The sequence below is a fragment of the Dactylosporangium sp. NPDC050588 genome (genome assembly GCF_040654975.1).
GTDB classification, from domain to species: domain Bacteria; phylum Actinomycetota; class Actinomycetes; order Mycobacteriales; family Micromonosporaceae; genus Dactylosporangium; species Dactylosporangium maewongense.
Genome location: NZ_JBFAJA010000038.1, coordinates 52,184 through 68,016, shown reverse-complemented (window position 1 = coordinate 68,016; position 15,833 = coordinate 52,184). Strand labels below are relative to the sequence as shown.

General features: G+C 73.8%; 13 protein-coding genes. 8 read left to right on the top strand and 5 right to left on the bottom strand.

What is annotated here, in order from left to right; genetic code table 11:
* The first annotated feature begins 216 nt into the window (after nt 1-216).
* Genes AB0I21_RS26150 through AB0I21_RS26120 form a run of 7 tightly spaced genes read left to right on the top strand, consistent with a single transcriptional unit; the run spans nt 217 to nt 7,190 of the window.
* Nucleotides 217-1,740 carry a sugar ABC transporter ATP-binding protein gene (locus AB0I21_RS26150; RefSeq protein WP_360564934.1) on the top strand — a complete coding sequence of 508 codons (1,524 nt, stop codon included), beginning with the start codon at nt 217-219 and terminating at the stop codon, nt 1,738-1,740.
* Nucleotides 1,737-2,762 carry an ABC transporter permease gene (locus AB0I21_RS26145; protein WP_344509419.1) on the top strand — a complete coding sequence of 342 codons (1,026 nt, stop codon included), beginning with the start codon at nt 1,737-1,739 and terminating at the stop codon, nt 2,760-2,762. The genes AB0I21_RS26150 and AB0I21_RS26145 overlap by 4 nt, the downstream gene beginning before the upstream one ends.
* Nucleotides 2,759-3,730 (top strand): ABC transporter permease, encoded by a 972-nt coding sequence (locus AB0I21_RS26140; RefSeq protein WP_360564931.1) that lies wholly within the window; start codon nt 2,759-2,761, stop codon nt 3,728-3,730. Before AB0I21_RS26145 ends, AB0I21_RS26140 begins: the two co-directional genes overlap by 4 nt.
* 35 nt (nt 3,731-3,765) lie before the next feature.
* Nucleotides 3,766-4,962, top strand: a complete 1,197-nt coding sequence (locus AB0I21_RS26135; RefSeq protein ID WP_360564929.1) for an ABC transporter substrate-binding protein — start codon at nt 3,766-3,768, stop codon at nt 4,960-4,962.
* Nucleotides 4,963-4,974: 12 nt separating this feature from the next.
* Nucleotides 4,975-5,832, top strand: a complete 858-nt coding sequence (locus AB0I21_RS26130) for a sugar phosphate isomerase/epimerase family protein (RefSeq protein ID WP_360564927.1) — start codon at nt 4,975-4,977, stop codon at nt 5,830-5,832.
* Nucleotides 5,829-6,197 (top strand): MerR family transcriptional regulator, encoded by a 369-nt coding sequence (locus AB0I21_RS26125; RefSeq protein ID WP_360564925.1) that lies wholly within the window; start codon nt 5,829-5,831, stop codon nt 6,195-6,197. Before AB0I21_RS26130 ends, AB0I21_RS26125 begins: the two co-directional genes overlap by 4 nt.
* A gap of 18 nt (nt 6,198-6,215) precedes the next feature.
* Nucleotides 6,216-7,190, top strand: coding sequence for a zinc-binding dehydrogenase (locus AB0I21_RS26120; RefSeq protein ID WP_360564924.1), 975 nt, complete (start codon nt 6,216-6,218; stop codon nt 7,188-7,190).
* A gap of 25 nt (nt 7,191-7,215) precedes the next feature.
* Here the strand turns inward: AB0I21_RS26120 and AB0I21_RS26115 are convergent, their stop codons facing one another.
* Complete coding sequence (locus AB0I21_RS26115) at nt 7,216-7,782, bottom strand: hypothetical protein (protein ID WP_360564922.1); 567 nt, start codon at nt 7,780-7,782, stop codon at nt 7,216-7,218.
* A 12-nt stretch (nt 7,783-7,794) separates the two neighbouring features.
* Entirely contained in the window at nt 7,795-9,060 is a 1,266-nt protein-coding gene (locus AB0I21_RS26110) for a hypothetical protein (RefSeq protein ID WP_360564920.1), read from the bottom strand.
* A 119-nt stretch (nt 9,061-9,179) separates the two neighbouring features.
* Between AB0I21_RS26110 and AB0I21_RS26105 the strand changes: the two genes are divergently transcribed.
* Nucleotides 9,180-9,659, top strand: coding sequence for a peroxiredoxin (locus tag AB0I21_RS26105; protein WP_360564918.1), 480 nt, complete (start codon nt 9,180-9,182; stop codon nt 9,657-9,659).
* A 9-nt stretch (nt 9,660-9,668) separates the two neighbouring features.
* On the opposite strand, the gene AB0I21_RS26100 is transcribed toward AB0I21_RS26105, so the two are convergent.
* From AB0I21_RS26100 to AB0I21_RS26090, 3 genes are all read right to left on the bottom strand, one after another.
* Complete coding sequence (locus AB0I21_RS26100) at nt 9,669-10,406, bottom strand: hypothetical protein (RefSeq protein WP_360564916.1); 738 nt, start codon at nt 10,404-10,406, stop codon at nt 9,669-9,671.
* A gap of 248 nt (nt 10,407-10,654) precedes the next feature.
* The gene (locus AB0I21_RS26095; protein ID WP_360564914.1) at nt 10,655-12,928 is read right to left on the bottom strand and encodes a DUF3488 and transglutaminase-like domain-containing protein; all 2,274 of its coding nucleotides are present in this window, start codon (nt 12,926-12,928) and stop codon (nt 10,655-10,657) included.
* Nucleotides 12,925-15,729, bottom strand: a complete 2,805-nt coding sequence (locus tag AB0I21_RS26090; RefSeq protein WP_360564913.1) for a BTAD domain-containing putative transcriptional regulator — start codon at nt 15,727-15,729, stop codon at nt 12,925-12,927. The genes AB0I21_RS26095 and AB0I21_RS26090 overlap by 4 nt, the downstream gene beginning before the upstream one ends.
* Between the last annotated feature and the right edge of the window lie 104 nt (nt 15,730-15,833).

Sequence of the window (15,833 nt, the reverse complement as noted above, 5' to 3'; positions counted from 1 at the left end):
CGGTCGATCGGTGGAGGTGAGGCAACGGGTTTGTTTCGGTGGCGTTGCGCCGTTGCGGCCGAACATCGAAACATTTAGTCTGCTCTTCGCGACCTTTAGTCGAAACCAGCAAAAGTTCTGGACTTCAAAGGCGAAAGTCCCCACGCTACGTGCTCCACCGATGCTCGACCGCAATCACGGCCGTCTTCGATGGTTACGGTCAGTTAGGGGTTTGCGATGTCCGAAAGTCCCCCGCTGCTCCGGCTCGGCGGGATCGGCAAGTCCTTCCTCGGCGTCCGCGTGCTGTCCGATGTGGACATCGACGTGCGCGCGGGCGAGGTGCACGCCGTCGTCGGTGAGAACGGCGCCGGCAAGTCGACCCTCATGAAGATCATCTCCGGGGTGTACACGCCCGACGGCGGCACGATCGAGCTCGACGGCCGCGCCGTGACCTTCCGCGGGCCACGCGACGCGCAGGCCGCCGGCATCGGGATCATCCACCAGGAGTTCAACCTGCTGCCCGAGCGCACCGTCGCCGAGAACGTCTTCCTCGGCCACGAGCCGGTCCGGCCTGGTCGACTGTTGGGCCTGGTCGACCGCAAGGCCATGCACGCGCGGACCGCGGAGCTGCTCGCCGCCGCCGGCGAGACGTCCTTCGACCCGGGCGTGAAGGTCGGCCGGCTCGGCGTCGCCCAGCAGCAGGTCGTCGAGATCGTCAAGGCGCTCGCCCTCGACGCGCGCCTGCTCATCATGGACGAGCCGACCGCCGCCCTCGCCGACCACGAGGTCGAGCTGCTCTACGCCCTCGTCCGCCGGCTGCAGGAGCGCGGCATCGGCCTGCTGTACGTGTCGCACCGCCTCACCGAGGTCTTCGACCTGTCCGACCGGATCACCGTCCTCAAGGACGGCCGCCGGGTCACCACCCTCGCCACCCGCGACACGACCGGCGACCAGCTCGTCAAGCACATGGTCGGCCGGGACCTGGCCAGCTACTACCCGCCGCGGGCCGAGCCCGGCGACCTCGGCGCGGTCCGTCTCGCCGTCCACAGTGGAGCTAACCACAAGCTGCGCGGCGTCGACGTCGAGCTGCGCGCGGGGGAGATCCTCGGCATCGGCGGGCTGCAGGGCTCCGGCCGGTCCGCGCTCGCCCGCGCGATCTTCGGCGCCGACCCGTTCACCGCCGGCACCGTCGAGCTCGACGGCACGCGGGTCCAGCTGCGCTCGCCCCGCGCGGCGATCCGGGCCGGCATCGCGTACGTGACCGAGGACCGCAAGGGCGAAGGCATCGTCGCCGGCCAGTCGGTGCTCGACAACGCCCTGCTCGCCGGCCGCGCCGTCTTCCCCAGCTGGCGCGGCCGGACCGACCGCACCGTCAAGGTGCGCGACCTGCTCGCCGCCGTCGAGGTCCACGCCGCCGGCGAGGATCAGGAGATCCGCTTCCTGTCCGGCGGCAACCAGCAGAAGGTCGTCCTCGCCCGCTGGCTCGCGCTCGGGCCGAAGATCCTGCTCTTCGACGAGCCGACCCGCGGCATCGACGTCGGTGCCAAGTCCGCCATCCACGATCTCGTCCGCCAGCTCGCCCGCGACGGCGCCGCCGTGCTGATGATCTCCTCCGAGCTGCCCGAGCTGCTCGGCATGAGCGACCGGATCGTCGTCATGCGCGACGGCGCCATCGCCGGGGAGCTGCCCGCCGGCGCCAGTGAAGAGGACGTCGTCGGGCTCGCCACCGGCGCGTTGACCGTTGAAGAGGTGACTGCGTGACCGTCGCTCCGCCGGTACCGGCGAAAGCCCCCACGATCAAACTCAAGGTGTCCGCCGCCGGCCCCGCCCGCGGGGTCTACATCGCCCTCGCGCTGACGCTCGTGATCGGCTGGATCGTCGTCGCGATCGACGGCGGGTCGCTGTTCAACCAGTCCACAGTGGTCAGTCTGCTGCACGTCGCGACCGGCCTCGGGCTCGTCGCCGTCGGCCAGACCATCGTGATCCTGGCCGGCTCGCTCGACCTGTCCGTCGCGTACGTGATCAGCATCAGCACGCTCGTCGCGGCCGAGACGATGGCGGGAAGCGACGGCAACATCCTGCCGGCGCTCGGCCTCGTGCTGCTCGTCGCCGCCGCCATCGGGCTGCTCAACGGGCTGCTGGTGACGAAGCTGCGGATCAACGCGTTCATCGCCACCGTCGGCGTCGGGCTGCTGCTCAAGGGGTACCTCGACAACGGCTACGACGGCCCGGCGGGCAAGACCGCGCCCGCGTTCGTGCAGAGCCTCGGCTACCAGCGGATCGGGCCCGTGCCGGTCGCGTTCCTGCTGCTGCTCGCCGTCGCCGCCGCGGCCTGGTTCGCGGTGCGCAACACCCGCTTCGGCCACCACCTCATCGCCGTCGGCGGCGACCCCGACGTGGCCCGGCTCTCCGGCGTCCGCAACGACCGCATCCTCATCGTCGCCCACGTGCTGTGCGCGCTGTGCTCCGGCCTCGCCGGGATCTACCTCGCCAGTCGGCTCGGCTCCGGCGCGCCCCGCGTCGGCGTCGAGGGCCTCTACGACCTGGAGTCGATCGCCGCCGTCGTGCTCGGCGGCACCGCCCTCGCCGGCGGCCGCGGCGGGGTCCTCGGCACCGTCGGCGGCGTGCTGCTGCTGGCCAGCATCGACAGCATCTTCAACCAGCTCGAGGTCGACGCGTTCTTCAAGCAGGTCATCCGCGGCGTGATCATCATCGCGGCGGTGGCCGTCTACGCCCGGCGGATGCACCGCCGCCGCACCACGTCCCGGAAGGCGGCAGCATGACGGCCACCGTGTTGGAGAAGCAGAAGGCCAACCTGCTGCGCCCCGGCGGGATCGCGCCGATCATCGGGATCCTCGCGATCCTGCTGGTGCTCGTCGCCATCCGGCAGCCCGACTTCTTCGCCCCGGCGTCGCTGCTGTCGTTCATCGGCCGGTCCGCGCCCATCATCCTGCTCGCCGCCGGGCAGTACTTCGTCATCGTCTCCGGCGAGTTCGACCTGTCCGTCGGCTCGCTCGTCACCGCTCAGGTCGTCGTCGCGGCCCGGCTCATCGACAGCGACCCGTCCCGGACGTGGCCGGTGGTGCTCGTCGTGCTCGCCTTCGGCGTCGTGGTCGGGCTCGTCAACGGTCTCGTCACCACGCTGCTGAAGGTCCCGTCGTTCATCACGACCCTCGGCATGTACCTGATCCTCGTCGGCGCCGTCTACCTGTGGTCCGACGGCGCACCCAAGGGCGGCCTGTCCGAGGAGTTCCGGCGCTTCGGCCGGCGTGCGTTCGAGGACGTGCCGCTGCTCGGCCGGGTGCCCTACGCGCTGCTCATCCTCCTCGGCGTGGCCGCCGTCGCGGTCGCCGTCACCCGCTCCGACTTCGGCCGCACCCTCGTCGCCGTCGGCGGCAACCCGCGCACCGCCGAGCTCACCGGCGTCCGGGTGTGGCGCACCAAGACCATCGCGTTCGTGCTCAGCGGCGTCTTCGCCACCGTCGCCGCGATCCTGCTCGGCGGCTACAGCGGCGTGTCGTTCCAGGCCGGCGCCGGCCTCGAGTTCGGCGCGATCACCGCCGTCGTCCTCGGCGGGGTCGTCCTCGGCGGCGGCCGCGGGTCCGTGACCGGCGCCATGCTCGGCGCACTGACCCTCGAGACGCTCTTCGCGCTGCTCAACTTCTACGGCGTCTCCGGCGCCCTCAGGTCAACCGTCCAGGGCCTGATCATCCTCATCGCCGTCGCAGTCGGATCACTGCGCCGCCGCTGAGGCACACACCCCACACCCCATCCATAGGAGAACACGTGAGACGATCCACGTCCGTCGTCGCGGCGATGAGCGCTGCGTTGCTGATTCTGACCGGTTGTGCCACTGACGAGCCCACCACGTCCGCGTCCGGCGCCGCGTCGTCGACCGCGGCTGCCGGGTCGGGGACTGGTGAGCAGTCGAAGTTCTTCGTCCAGGCTGACTATGACAATGAGTTGTCGTTGTTGCAGGCGACTGCGACTGGCCCCGCTGACAAGCCGTGGGAGCAGGTGCTGAACCCGAAGCTGGTCGACACGGCCAAGTACAAGAAGGCCGGCCCGTACAAGGTGTGCTTCTCCAATGCTGCGTTGAACAATCCGTGGCGGCAGGTCGGGTTCAAGGTGATGCAGGCCGAGGTCGAGAAGCAGAAGAGCCTGATCAAGGAGTTTGTGCACGTCGACGCGGAGGGTAAGGACAGCAAGCAGATCGCGGATATCAACGACCTGCTGGGCAAGGGCTGTGACGCGCTGATCGTGTCGCCGAACACCACCGCGACGCTGACTCCGGCGGTGGAGGCGGCGTGCGCGAAGGGTCTGCCGGTCATCGTGTTCGACCGTGGTGTGGACACGAAGTGTCCGGTCACGTTCATCAACCCGATCGGCGGGTACGGGTTCGGTCACGTCGGTGCGTCGTTCCTGTCGGAGAAGGTCAAGCCCGGCGGTAAGGTTCTCGCGTTGCGGATCCTGCCTGGTGTCGATGTCCTGGAGACTCGCTGGTCGGCGGCGAAGGTGCAGTTCGACAAGGCGAAGGTCAACGTGGTCGGTGTGGAGTTCACCGATGGTGACCCGGCGAAGACGAAGAAGATCGTCAACGACTACATTCAGCGGTACGGCACGATCGACGGTATCTGGATGGACGCCGGCGCGACCGCTGTCGCCGCGGTCGAGGCGTTCCAGGATGCCGGTAAGCCCGTCCCGCCGATCAACGGTGAGGACCAGCTGGACTTCCTGAAGCTGTGGAAGGACAAGAAGCTGACCGCGATCGCGCCGACCTACCCGACCTACCAGTGGCGCACCCCGATCATCGCCGCACTGAAGATTCTCAACGGCGAGCAGGTGTCCAGCCCGTGGAAGCTGCCGCAGCCGACGATCACGCAGGACAACCTCGACAAGTACGTCGACGCCAACATGCCGCCGCTGCACTACGCCATGTGCGGCTGCACCGACCTGCCCGGCTACCCCCAACGCTGGAAGTAGAAGGAGCCGCTCGTGCGCGCCATCGGTGCCAACCCCTGGATCTGGTCCTCGCCCGTCGACGACGCCGCCCTCGCGGCGCTCGTGCCACGCCTCGCCGAATGGGGCTTCGACGCGGTCGAGCTGCCGATCGAGCAGGTCGGTGACTGGGACCCGGCGCGCACGAGCGACCTTCTCGCCGCGCACGGCCTGCGCGCCGCCGGGGTCTGCGCGGTCACGCCGCCCGGCCGCGACCTGGTCTGCACCGACGACGCCACCGTCGCGTCGACCCGGGCCTACCTGCGGGCCTGCGTCGACGCGGCGGCGGCCGTCGGCGCGCCCTGCGTCGGCGGGCCCGTCTACGCCGCCGTCGGCCGCACCTGGCGGATGACCCCGCCGGAGCGGCAGGCCTGCTACCGGGACTTCCGGGAAGGACTCGCGCCCGTCGCCGAGCACGCAGGGGAGCTCGGCGTCACCATCGGCGTCGAGGCCCTGAACCGCTACGAGACGAGCGTCGTCAACACGATGGAGCAGACCGTCGAGCTGATCGAAGGCCTGCCGGCCAACGTGGGGATCATGCTCGACACGTACCACATGAACATCGAAGAACGTGATCCCTATGCGGCCGTGGCGGTCGCCGGCCCGCACATCAAGCACGTCCAGGTCAGCGGCACCGACCGGGGCGCGCCGGGCAGCGACCACCTCGACTGGCCGCGCTTCCTGGCGGCGCTGGACAAGGCCGGCTACACAGGCGCGCTGTGCATCGAGTCGTTCACCGCGCAGAACGCGACGATCGCGACCGCCGCCTCGATCTGGCGCCCCCTCGCCGAGACCCAGGACCGCCTGGCGCTCGACGGCCTGGCCTACCTGCGGAGCGTTATGTTCGAGGAATGAAGATCGGGGAGCTGTCGCGGCGGACCGGGGTGAGCGTCCGCGCGCTGCGGCACTACGAGGACGAGGGCCTGCTGCGGCCCGACCGCCGCAGCAACGGCTACCGCGACTTCGCCGAGGACGCCGTCGACGCCGTGCTGCAGATCAGGGCGCTCATCGACAGCGGCCTGCCGGTGCGGATCATCCGCGAGGTGCTGCCCTACCTCGATGGGCCGTCCGAGACCATGCCCACCCGCCCGTGCGCGTACCTCCTGAAGGAGGTCGCCCGGCAGGCCGACCTGCTCGAACGCCGCATCCACAGCCTGACCCGCAACCACGACGCGCTCGTCGCATACCTGCGGGCGGGCTTGACCCTCACGCAACCGTGAGGGTTCTACGGTCGCGCCATGCGAGCGCTTCTCCAGACCTCCCTGCACGGCCCGGCCGGCCTCCGGCTCGTCACCGACGCCCCCGTGCCCGTCCCGGGCCCCGGCGAGGTCCTGATCCGCGTCGGCGCGGCGGGCGTCAACTACGCCGACGTCATGCGGTCCCACGGCACCTACGAGGGCGGCCCGGCGGCACCGTTCGTCGCCGGGCTCGAGGCGGCTGGTGAGGTCGTCGCCGTCGGACCGCACGTCACCGCCGTCCATGTCGGCGATCGCGTCGCCGGTACGGGCGCCGGCGCCTTCGCCGAGTACATGCTGCTGAACGCGGCCGCGCTGACGCCCGTGCCGGCCGGCTGGACCGACGAGCAGGCCCTCGGGCTCGTGCTCAACTGGGCCACCGCCCTCGCCGCGCTGCGCCCCCTCGGCCGCGTCACCGCGGGCGAGACCGTGCTGATCACGGCCGCCGCGGGCGCCGTCGGCCAGGCAGCGACGCGTCTCGCCGTCCACTACGGCGCGACGGTCATCGCCGCCGCCTCCGCCGGCAAGCACGACCTGGTGCGGGGGCTGGGCGCGGCGCACGTCCTCGACGCCCGGACCGCCGACGTCGCCGCCGGCACGCTGCGGCTCACCGCCGGCCGCGGCGCCGACCTGGTGCTGGAGTCGGCCGGCGGCGCGTCGTTCCGCGCCGCCCTCGCCGCGGCCCGCCGGGTCACCGGCCGGGTCGTCGTCTACGGCGTGGCCGGCGGCGACGCCACGGTCAGCAACCGCGAGCTGAACTTCACCCACCCCGTCCACGTCATCGGCCTGCACCTCGGCGTCCTCATCGACACCGCACCCGACCTGTACGCGGCGCTGCTCACCGAGCTCACCGCACTCCGCGCGGCAGGCGTCCTGACCCCCGGCACCCCGGCCGTGCACCCGCTGGCCGACGGCCCGGAGGTCCTCGCGGCCCTCCAGTCCCGCGCCACGACCGGGAAGCTCGCCCTGTGCCCCTGACAGGCCCCTGACAGGCCCCTGACAGCTACCCGGGCAGGTGGGCGACGACGAGCCTGGCGAGCTTCTCCGTGTCGGACCGGCTCCGGCCGGCCTTCGGTGCGTCCTTGACGCCGGTGGAGATGACGAGCAGGGCGTCGCCGGCAGCCAGGACGAGGATCTGGCCGTTGGGGGTGTCCCAGTACGCGTCGCCGCCGACGCCCGCGACGGTGACGGCGTCGGCGGTGCGCTGCCGGGTGAACTGGGAGCGGTTGTCGGCGGCGCCGGTCGGCGTGAGGGCGCGGCGGTAGCCGACGTTGGCGTAACGCTGGTCGTCGGCCGTCCAGTACACGCACGACGTGAACTTCGTGTCGGTCTTGCCGGGCTCGTTGTCGGTGAACTTCGGCGCGGGCTTGAGCTCGTCGCCGAGCACGGCCTTCGCGTCGGCCGCCTGATAGAACTCGCAGCCGGCGACGGGCGACGCCACCGCCGCTGCCGTCGCGCTGGAGGTGGCGGCGGCGGTCGTCCGCGATGGGGCTGGTGCGGGGGTGGCGGTGCCTGAGCAGGCGGCGAGCGCGGTCACGGTGAGCAGGAGCGCGGGTGCGACGGGTCGCATGGCGATGTCCCTTCAGTTCGCTGCGGCGCGGACGGAGGCGGTGGCGTCGGTGGACACGGTCTGCCAGGGGGTGCCGAACACCGACTGGGCGGCGGTGTCGACGGTGCGGCGCTTGCGGACGACCTCCGTGAAGAAGGCCAGCATCTTCGCCTCGCCATAGCGCTGGGCGAGGTAGGTGACGGCGAGCAGGGCGATGCCGTAGCGGGCGGCGGTCTCGTCGAACGTGGCGTCCGCCGGCGGGCGGGTGAGGACCAGCGAGCCGTCCCACTTGCCGTCCGCCAGGTACCGGCGGACCGACGGCAGGTCGTTGCGCAGCTCGCCGCCCTCACCGTTGGCGATGTACGCGGCGACGCCCTCGGTCAGCCACCACGCGGGGCCGGGCGGTGCGGTCCCGCCGAGGGTCACGACATGGGCGAACTCATGGGTGATCAGGGTGGGCAGCCACGAGTCGGTCATCGTCTTGTGGTCGACGACGACGTCGGCCGCGCCGGGCTGCAGCGGGATCGTGTAGGCACCGGCGTTGGCGGCGCCGCCCGCGTACCAGTCCTTCCACTGCTCCTCGCCCGCGACGTAGACGAAATACCGCTTCGGCGGGCCGTCGAACGAGGCGGCGAAGCGGTCGTCGGTGACGGTGGCCGCCTCCGCCGCGCGCAGCACCCGGTCCAGCACCACCGGGTCACCCGCGGCGTCGCCGGCCGGTCCGGCGACGGTGACCCGGCCGCCCTCCTTGACTGCGAGGGCCGTCGCGTCCCAGGGGCGGTGGGTCTGCTCGTACCCGGAGAGCCGCAGCCGGCCGTGCGCCACCGACCACTTCGTGGCGACGCGCAGCCGCACGGGCGTGCAGTCGTCGTCGGCGAAGCAGTAGCCGACGTCGACCGGCACCCGCCACGTGTCGTCGTTGCGGGACGGCAGGTCGGCGGTCTCCATCGTCCAGCGCCGCACGCGCAGCGCCGTGAGCGAGTCGAACCGCCGGCCGGCCTGCTCCCGAAGCGGCGCGTCGTCGGCGGCGATCGCCCGCAGGTAGCCGTCGCGGTCGCCGCGCAGCAGCGCCGCCGACTGCTGGGCCAGGACCTCCTGGATCGCGAACAGCGGGTTCTCGTCGGGCCGGACGGCCGGCCCGGTGAGGGCGATTCCGGCACCGTACGCAGTGGGCGCCGGCGGCACCAGTAACGTGATGAGCACAGCGAACGCGGTCACGGCGGCGACGGACAGGACGAGCAGCGCGCCGTGGCGCGGGTCGGCCTGCCGTATCCGTCGCGTCCACTGGGATCGGGTCACGTCCGGACCGTAGCCGCGCGGTGGCCGCCCGCCGGCCCGCCGCCGCGGGTGTGGCATCTTTCCGGGAGCCGCCGGTTGCGCCCGCCTCGCGCGGCGAACAGGATGAGCGAGGATCTTGAATGAGGGGAATGGTCGGCATGAACGTCGGGGACGTCGTCGAGGACTTCGAGCTCGCGGACGAGCAGGGGGTGACCCGGTCGCTCACTGGCCTGCTCGCGGACGGGCCGGTGGTGCTGTTCTTCTACCCGGCGGCGCTGACCGCCGGCTGCACCGCCGAGGCGTGCCACTTCCGCGACGTGTACACCGAGCTCAAGGCCGTCGGCGGGCACCCGGTCGGGATCAGCGGCGACGAGGTCGAGCGGCAGGCGGAGTTCGCGAAGAAGCACAGCCTCGGCTATCCGCTGCTGTCGGACCGCGACGGCGTCGTGCGGGCCCTGTTCGGCGTCGGACGCGGCCCGCTCGGCCTCACCGCGACGAAGCGCATCACCTTCGTCATCGACACCGACCGCACGATCCTCGAGGTCATCAAGAGCGAGATCCGGATGGACGTGCACGCCGACAAGGCCGTCGCCGCGCTCCGCAAGCGGCAGGCCGCGTAAGGCCGTCGCTCAGCCCGGGTCTTTCACGGAACGGTGCGGCACGGTGCCGCCGGACAGCTCGCGGATGCGGGCGAGGAGCGCGACGACGAACCGGTCGGTCCCGAAGTCCCACGAGCCGCCATCCCAGTAGTGCGACCGCTGCTGGAAGAACAGGCACGCGCGCAGCACGTCGAGGTCGCCGGGCAGGCCGCCGGTGCGCTCCCAGTCGCGGCGCGCCGGGGCGACCACCTCGGCCAGGCCTTCGGAGCCACCGTGCAGGTCATAGCTGTTGTACGTGTGGGCGAACGTCACCAACTCCGCGAAGGGGGCGTCCGCGGGCGCCCGTGGCAGCGCGCGACGGACCGGGAGCAGGCGGTGGACACAGCGGCACGACACGACGACGAGCTCGCGGCGGCGGCCCGTGACGGGGACCGGGCTGCGATGCGGGAGCTGGCCGCACGGTTCCTGCCGCTGGTGTACTGCGTGGTGGGCCGGGCCGCCGACCGGGACCTGGACGTCGACGACATCGTCCGGGACGCGATGACCGGCCTGGCGGCGGGGCCGGTGGTGGCGCGTGAGCCGGCCCGGCTGCGCGCGTGGGTGGTCACGGTCGCGCTGCGGCACCTGACCGACGCCCGCGCCGCCGCGCACCGGCGGCGGCCGGCTCACCCCGCCCGAGCGCCTGCTGGCGCCGCTGCCGCTGCTCGTGCCACCGCCGCGCCTCACGCCCGCCGCTACGACGCCCCCACCCGCCGCCGTAGCTGCCACGACGACTCCGTCGGGCGGGGGCGCCGCCGGGACGGCCATCGGTCGCGGGGCGCCGTCGGGTGTCCGTCGCCGGTGAGGGCCGGCAGCCTGCGCTCCGCGGGGCGCCTCGAGACTGCGCGGCTGAAGCAGCCTGGGCTCCCTGCGGAGCGATCGCATCAGCGGTTTGGTGGCGGTCTCGTCGGCGCCGTTGCTGTCGCAGGCCGAGACACGCGATCGGCCGGGCGCGGGGCTTGCAGTCGGTGCGGCGGTCAGTGTGGCGGCGTCCGGGGCGACGACCGCGCGGTTGCGGCGCTGGTCGGGCGGCGGCGGAGCAGGGACGGTGGCAGCAGGACCGCCCGCACCCGGGTCGCGGCGGTGGCGTGCCCGGCCAGGTCGGCGCGGACTGCACCCAGCGCGGCGCGCAGCTCGGGGGTGGGCAGGGGGCGGCGGGCGTACCGGGCGTGCTCCTCGACCTCGTTGAGCAGCCGGACACCGGCGCGGGTCTCGACGCGGAGCCGGCCGTCGACGACGAGGCGGGCGACGGTGGCGCGCGGGGACTCGCCGTCGTGGACGGGCACCCGGTAGTCGAGCATCGTGTCGATCAGCTCGTCCCAGGCGTGGTGGGCGCGCGCCCTCGCGGCCTCCTCGCCCGGCGTCGCGGCCGACGCGCGGGCCAGCCGCGCCCGCCGGACCCGCCCGCGCAGCGCCGCCGGGACGAGCAGGAGCAGCACGGCGATCGCGCCGCCGAGCACCCACAGGACGACCGCCGTCGCCGGGCCGGAAGCCTCCGGAGCGGGCGCCGGCGGCTCCGCAGCGGCGGTCGGAGCGGGCGCCGCGGACGCGGTGGGGCGGGCCACGGCGCCGCCCGGCCGCCCGTCGGTGGCAGCGGCGGTGGGGGTGGCGGTGGCGTCCGGGCCGGGCAGGTACGCGGTGGACGCCGAGCCGGCGATCGCCCCCGCCGGGGTCGCGTCGAACGGCAGCCAGCCGAAGCCGGGGAAGTAGGCCTCGGTCCAGGCGTGCAGGTCGCGGTTGGTCATCGTGGTCGTGCCGCCGTTGCGGGTGCCGCGGGCGAAGCCGATCACGACCCGCGACGGGATCCCCGCGGCGCGCAGCAGCCAGCCGAACGCGGCGGCGTACTGGACGCAGAACCCGCGCCTGGTCCGCAGGAACCCGGCCAGGTCGAGGTCCGCGTCCACCCGCGTGTCATAGGTGAACGGCGCGAAGAACGCGTGGATCGCGTCGAGCCGGTCGTACGGCGTCGCCCGGCCCTGGACCAGCCGCTCCACGATGGACCGGACGGCCGGGTCGTCGGGCACGGCGAGGGTGTCCTTGAACGCCGGGTCGCCGGGGTCGACCGGGGCGGCCCCGCGCAGGTCGCCGGGCGTGACGTCGGGCCGCACGTAGCCGACCGTGTACCGCAGCCCGGGGGCGGCCCGCCGCTCGGCGTGCACGACGCCGGTCCGCCCGTCGAAGCGCCAGCCGGCGCCCGCGCCGGTGATGCTCGTCGGCCAGGCGTACACCGGCAGCAGACCATCGCCGAGACCGCTGACGATCTCGATGTCGGCCCGGTAGGCGGTGCTGCGGACCGACGCGCCCCAGGCGGGTCCGGTGAGCCGGCCGGTGCCGCCGGGCGGGCGGGCGGTGAAGCCCTGCCGGGTCAGCTGCTCCAGGACGCCGAGGCGCAGGTAGTACGGGTCGGGGTCGGTCGCACCGGTCACCCGCACCAGGTCGGACGTGGGGCCCTGCCGCAGCCGCGCGGCGAACGCGGCGACCATGTCGACCTCGCCGCCGCCGGGGTCGCCGGCGCCACCGAGCCGGTCGAGGCCGATGCCGGGCAGCGCGAAGGGGACCAGCGGCACGAGGACGGCGAGGCCGACCCCGGCGGCGCCGAGCCGGCGCCCGGCCGCGGCGAGCGGCGACGGCGTCCGCGGGCCGGCGCTGCCGAGCCGGCGCCCGAACCCGTCGACCCGGTCGAGGCTGTCGGTGCCGAGCAGCCACAGGAAGCCCGCGGCGCCGAGGACGAACGGCAGCCAGCTGGTGCTCGCGCTGCTCGCGGTGACCGGCACGGCGTAGACGGCCAGCATCGGCAGCCCGGCGAGGGCGGGCCGGCGCTGCACGACCGCGAGCTGGTCGACGAGGAGCGCGACGGCGGCGACGCCGAGGACCGCCAGGAACATGAGGCCTTCGCGGTCGGTGACCGGCGGCGCGAACCTGGCCAGGTCGTCGGCGGCGGTCCGCAGCAGGTCACGGAAGTGGGCGAAGGTGCCCGGTGCGGGGAGGATCCCCGCGTACTCGTGGCCGCTGCGGAACGACCAGGTCAGGACGAGCAGGCCGGCGAGCGCCATGGCCGGGGCCGGCGCCCAGGACGGCGCGCGGACGCTGCGCACGAGCAGCCCGGCGGCGCACATCGCGGCCACGACGAGGGCGGCGCGCAGCGCCCAGGTGGCGTTGTTGAAGAGCGTGCCGACCGGCAGCGCGGCCAGCAGCGTCGAGACGGCCGCGACCAGGGTGAGCCGCCGCGGCGCGCGGTGGTGCGTCGTCATCCGGTCACCCCCTGGGGCAGCCGCGCGGCCAGCTTGGCGCGGATCTTGTCGGCCGCCGGGTGGGTCAGCTCGTCGTAGATCTTCATCGCCTTGCGCCACTCGGCCTGTGCGGCCGGCAGATCGCCGGCGTCGAAGAGGGCGTCGCCGAGCCGGTCGCCGATGCCCGCCTCGTTGGGGCTGTCGGCGAGGGCGTGGGTGAGGGCGACGGCGCGGCGGTAGCAGGCGATCGCGTCGGCGAACGCGCCCATCCGGTGGTGGGCGTAGGCGAGCGTGTCCAGGGTCGCGGCCTGCCCGTGCCGGTCGTCGATCTTCTGCTGCAGGGCGAGCGCCTGCCGGCAGTGCCCGACCGCCTGGCCCGGGTCGCCGAGCTCGATGTGGTACCAGGCGGACGCGTTCAACGCGTAGGCGAGGCTCGAGGGCCGGTCGGTCGTGCGGTACAGCGCGAGGGCATGCTCGGCGTGGTCGAGCGCCGCCGCGTTGTCGCCCTGCGCCTCGTGCACCTCGCCGAGGTTCAGGTGGGTCGCGGCCCGGCCGACGGGGTCGTCGAGCCCACGGAACAGCTCCAGCGACGCGGTGAGGGCGGCGTGCGCGTCGTCGTAGTTGGCCAGCGCGAGGTGGCCGCGGCCCAGGACCCGCTGCAGGTGTGCCTCGCCGTGCCGGTCGCCGCAGCGGTGCGCCGCCGCGAGCGCGACCCGCTGGGTGGCGATCCAGTCGTGGTGGCGGCCCTGCCGCTGGAAGAAGTTCGTGAGCGTCCAGGCGATCTGCCAGGCGAGCGAGTCGAACCCGGTCGTGGCGGCCGCGTGGACGGCGGCGATGAGCACCGGATACTCGGCGGCGAACCACCGGCCCGCGGCCGCCTGGTCGGCGAGCGCGGGCGCCACGACGCCGGCGGACGAAGGCGCCGGGTCGGGGACGCGCACCTGGAACGGGTGCTGGAGCGTGGTCGCGGCGAACGCGGTGTGCAGGTAGTACTCCAGCAGCCGCCGCGTCGCCGCGGTGCGCTCGCCGGCCGGGTCCTTGGCCGCCAGCTCGGCCGCGTACCGGCGCAGCAGGTCGTGCGCGGCGAACCGGCCGGCGGCCGGCTCGGTGAGCAGGTGCGCCCGGACGAGGTCGGCGAGCAGCGTCCTCGCCTCCTTCACCGGCACGCCGAGCAGGCTCGCCGCGGCCGGCGCGCTGATGTCCGGGCCGGGGTGCAGGCCGATCAGCCGGAACAGACGGGCCGCGGCGTCGCTCAGGGTGCGGTACGACGAGGAGAACACGGCCCGCACGTCGCCGCGGGTGTCGCCGACGTCGAACTGGTCGAGGTCGTCGCGCAGCTCGGCGGCGAGGTCGGCGAGCGGCTGGTGCGGGCGCAGCGCCGCGCGCGCGGCGACGATCGCCAGGGCGAGCGGCAGGCCGGCGCAGGCGGCGACGATCTCGTCGACGGCGGACGGCTCGGCGTCGAGGCGGGCGCGGCCGAGCCGCCGGGCGAGCAGGCGCGTCGCCTCCCCGTGGGTCAGCAGGTCGAGGGGGACCGGCTGGGCGCCCTCGGCGGCGATGAGCCCCGCGAGGTTGGTCCGGCTGGTGACGACGACGAGGCAGCCGGGGCCGCCGGGTAGCAGCGGCCGGGCGTGGTCGGCGTCGCGGGCGTTGTCGAGCACGATGAGGATGCGCCGGCCCGAGGTCAGGCTGCGGAACAGCGCGGTCTGCGCGGCCAGGTCGGCCGGGACGCGCCGCGGCGGCACGCCCAGCGCGTCGAGGAACCCGCGGACCGCCTGGGCGGGCGTGACGACGGTGTCGGCGCCGCCGAAGCCGTTGAGGTCGGTGTAGAGCTGCCCGTCGGGGAAGCGGCCGGCGACACGGTGCGCCCAGTGGACGGTGAGGCTGGTCTTGCCGACGCCCGCGGTGCCGGTGACCGTGGCGAGGACGACGGCCTCCTCGAGGATCGCGTCGAGGCGGTCGAGCTCGGCCGTGCGGCCCGTGAAGCTGTGCAGGTCGAGGGGGAGCTGCGCGGCGGTCGGGGCGGGCGCGGCGGGCTGCGGCGCCGGGGTTTCGGGGGTGCCGGCCTGCCGCAGCAGCCGGGCGTGCAGGTCGCGCAGCTCCGCGCCCGGCTCGGTGCCGAGGTCGTCGACGAGTTTGCGGCGGATTCTGGTGTACCGGTCGAGCGCCTCCGCCTGGTGCCCGCTCTCGTGCAGCGCCTCGATGAGGGCCGCGGCCAGGGACTCTGCGTAGGGGTGCTCCGCGGCCAGCTCGGTCAGCGGGCCGATGAGCGGCTCCACCGCTCCCGCGCCTCCGCCTCCACCTTCACCTCCCTGGCCGAGTCGCAGGGCCGCCTGCGCCCAGGAGACCGCGGCGTCGAGGCGCTGCTGGCGCCAGCTCTCGCGCATGCGCTCGGCCCACGGGCCGGCCACGTCGGCGAGCGGCGCGCCCCGCCACAGGTCCAGGGCCTGCCGCAGCGCCGCGACCCGGGCGGGGTCGGAGGTCCGCGGGTCGCGGGCCCGCTCGGCGAGGGCCCGGAACCGGTGCAGGTCCACGGCTTCCGGGTCGACGTCGAGGACGTAGCCGCCGGAGCGGCGGACCAGCGGCGACGCGCCGCCGTCCTGCAGGGCGCCGCGGAGCCTGGCGACGTACACGTACAGCGCGTGCCTGGCCCGGTCGGGCGCGTCGCCGGCCCAGACCCGGTCGATGATGGTCTCGATCGGCACGAGCCGGCCGGCGTCGGCGGCCACCGCCGCGAGCACCAGGCGCTGGCGCGGCGGCCCGGCGTCCAGCCGCCGGGTCGCGGTCCACGCCTCGATCGGTCCGAGCAGCCGGAACTCCATGGACCTCCCCGTCCCCCGTTTGTATCGGCGATGCCGGTCCGGCGTATCGACGCATCCTACGGCAGCTGCCATCGGCGCGGAGACCGCCGGCGCGGCATCGGGGG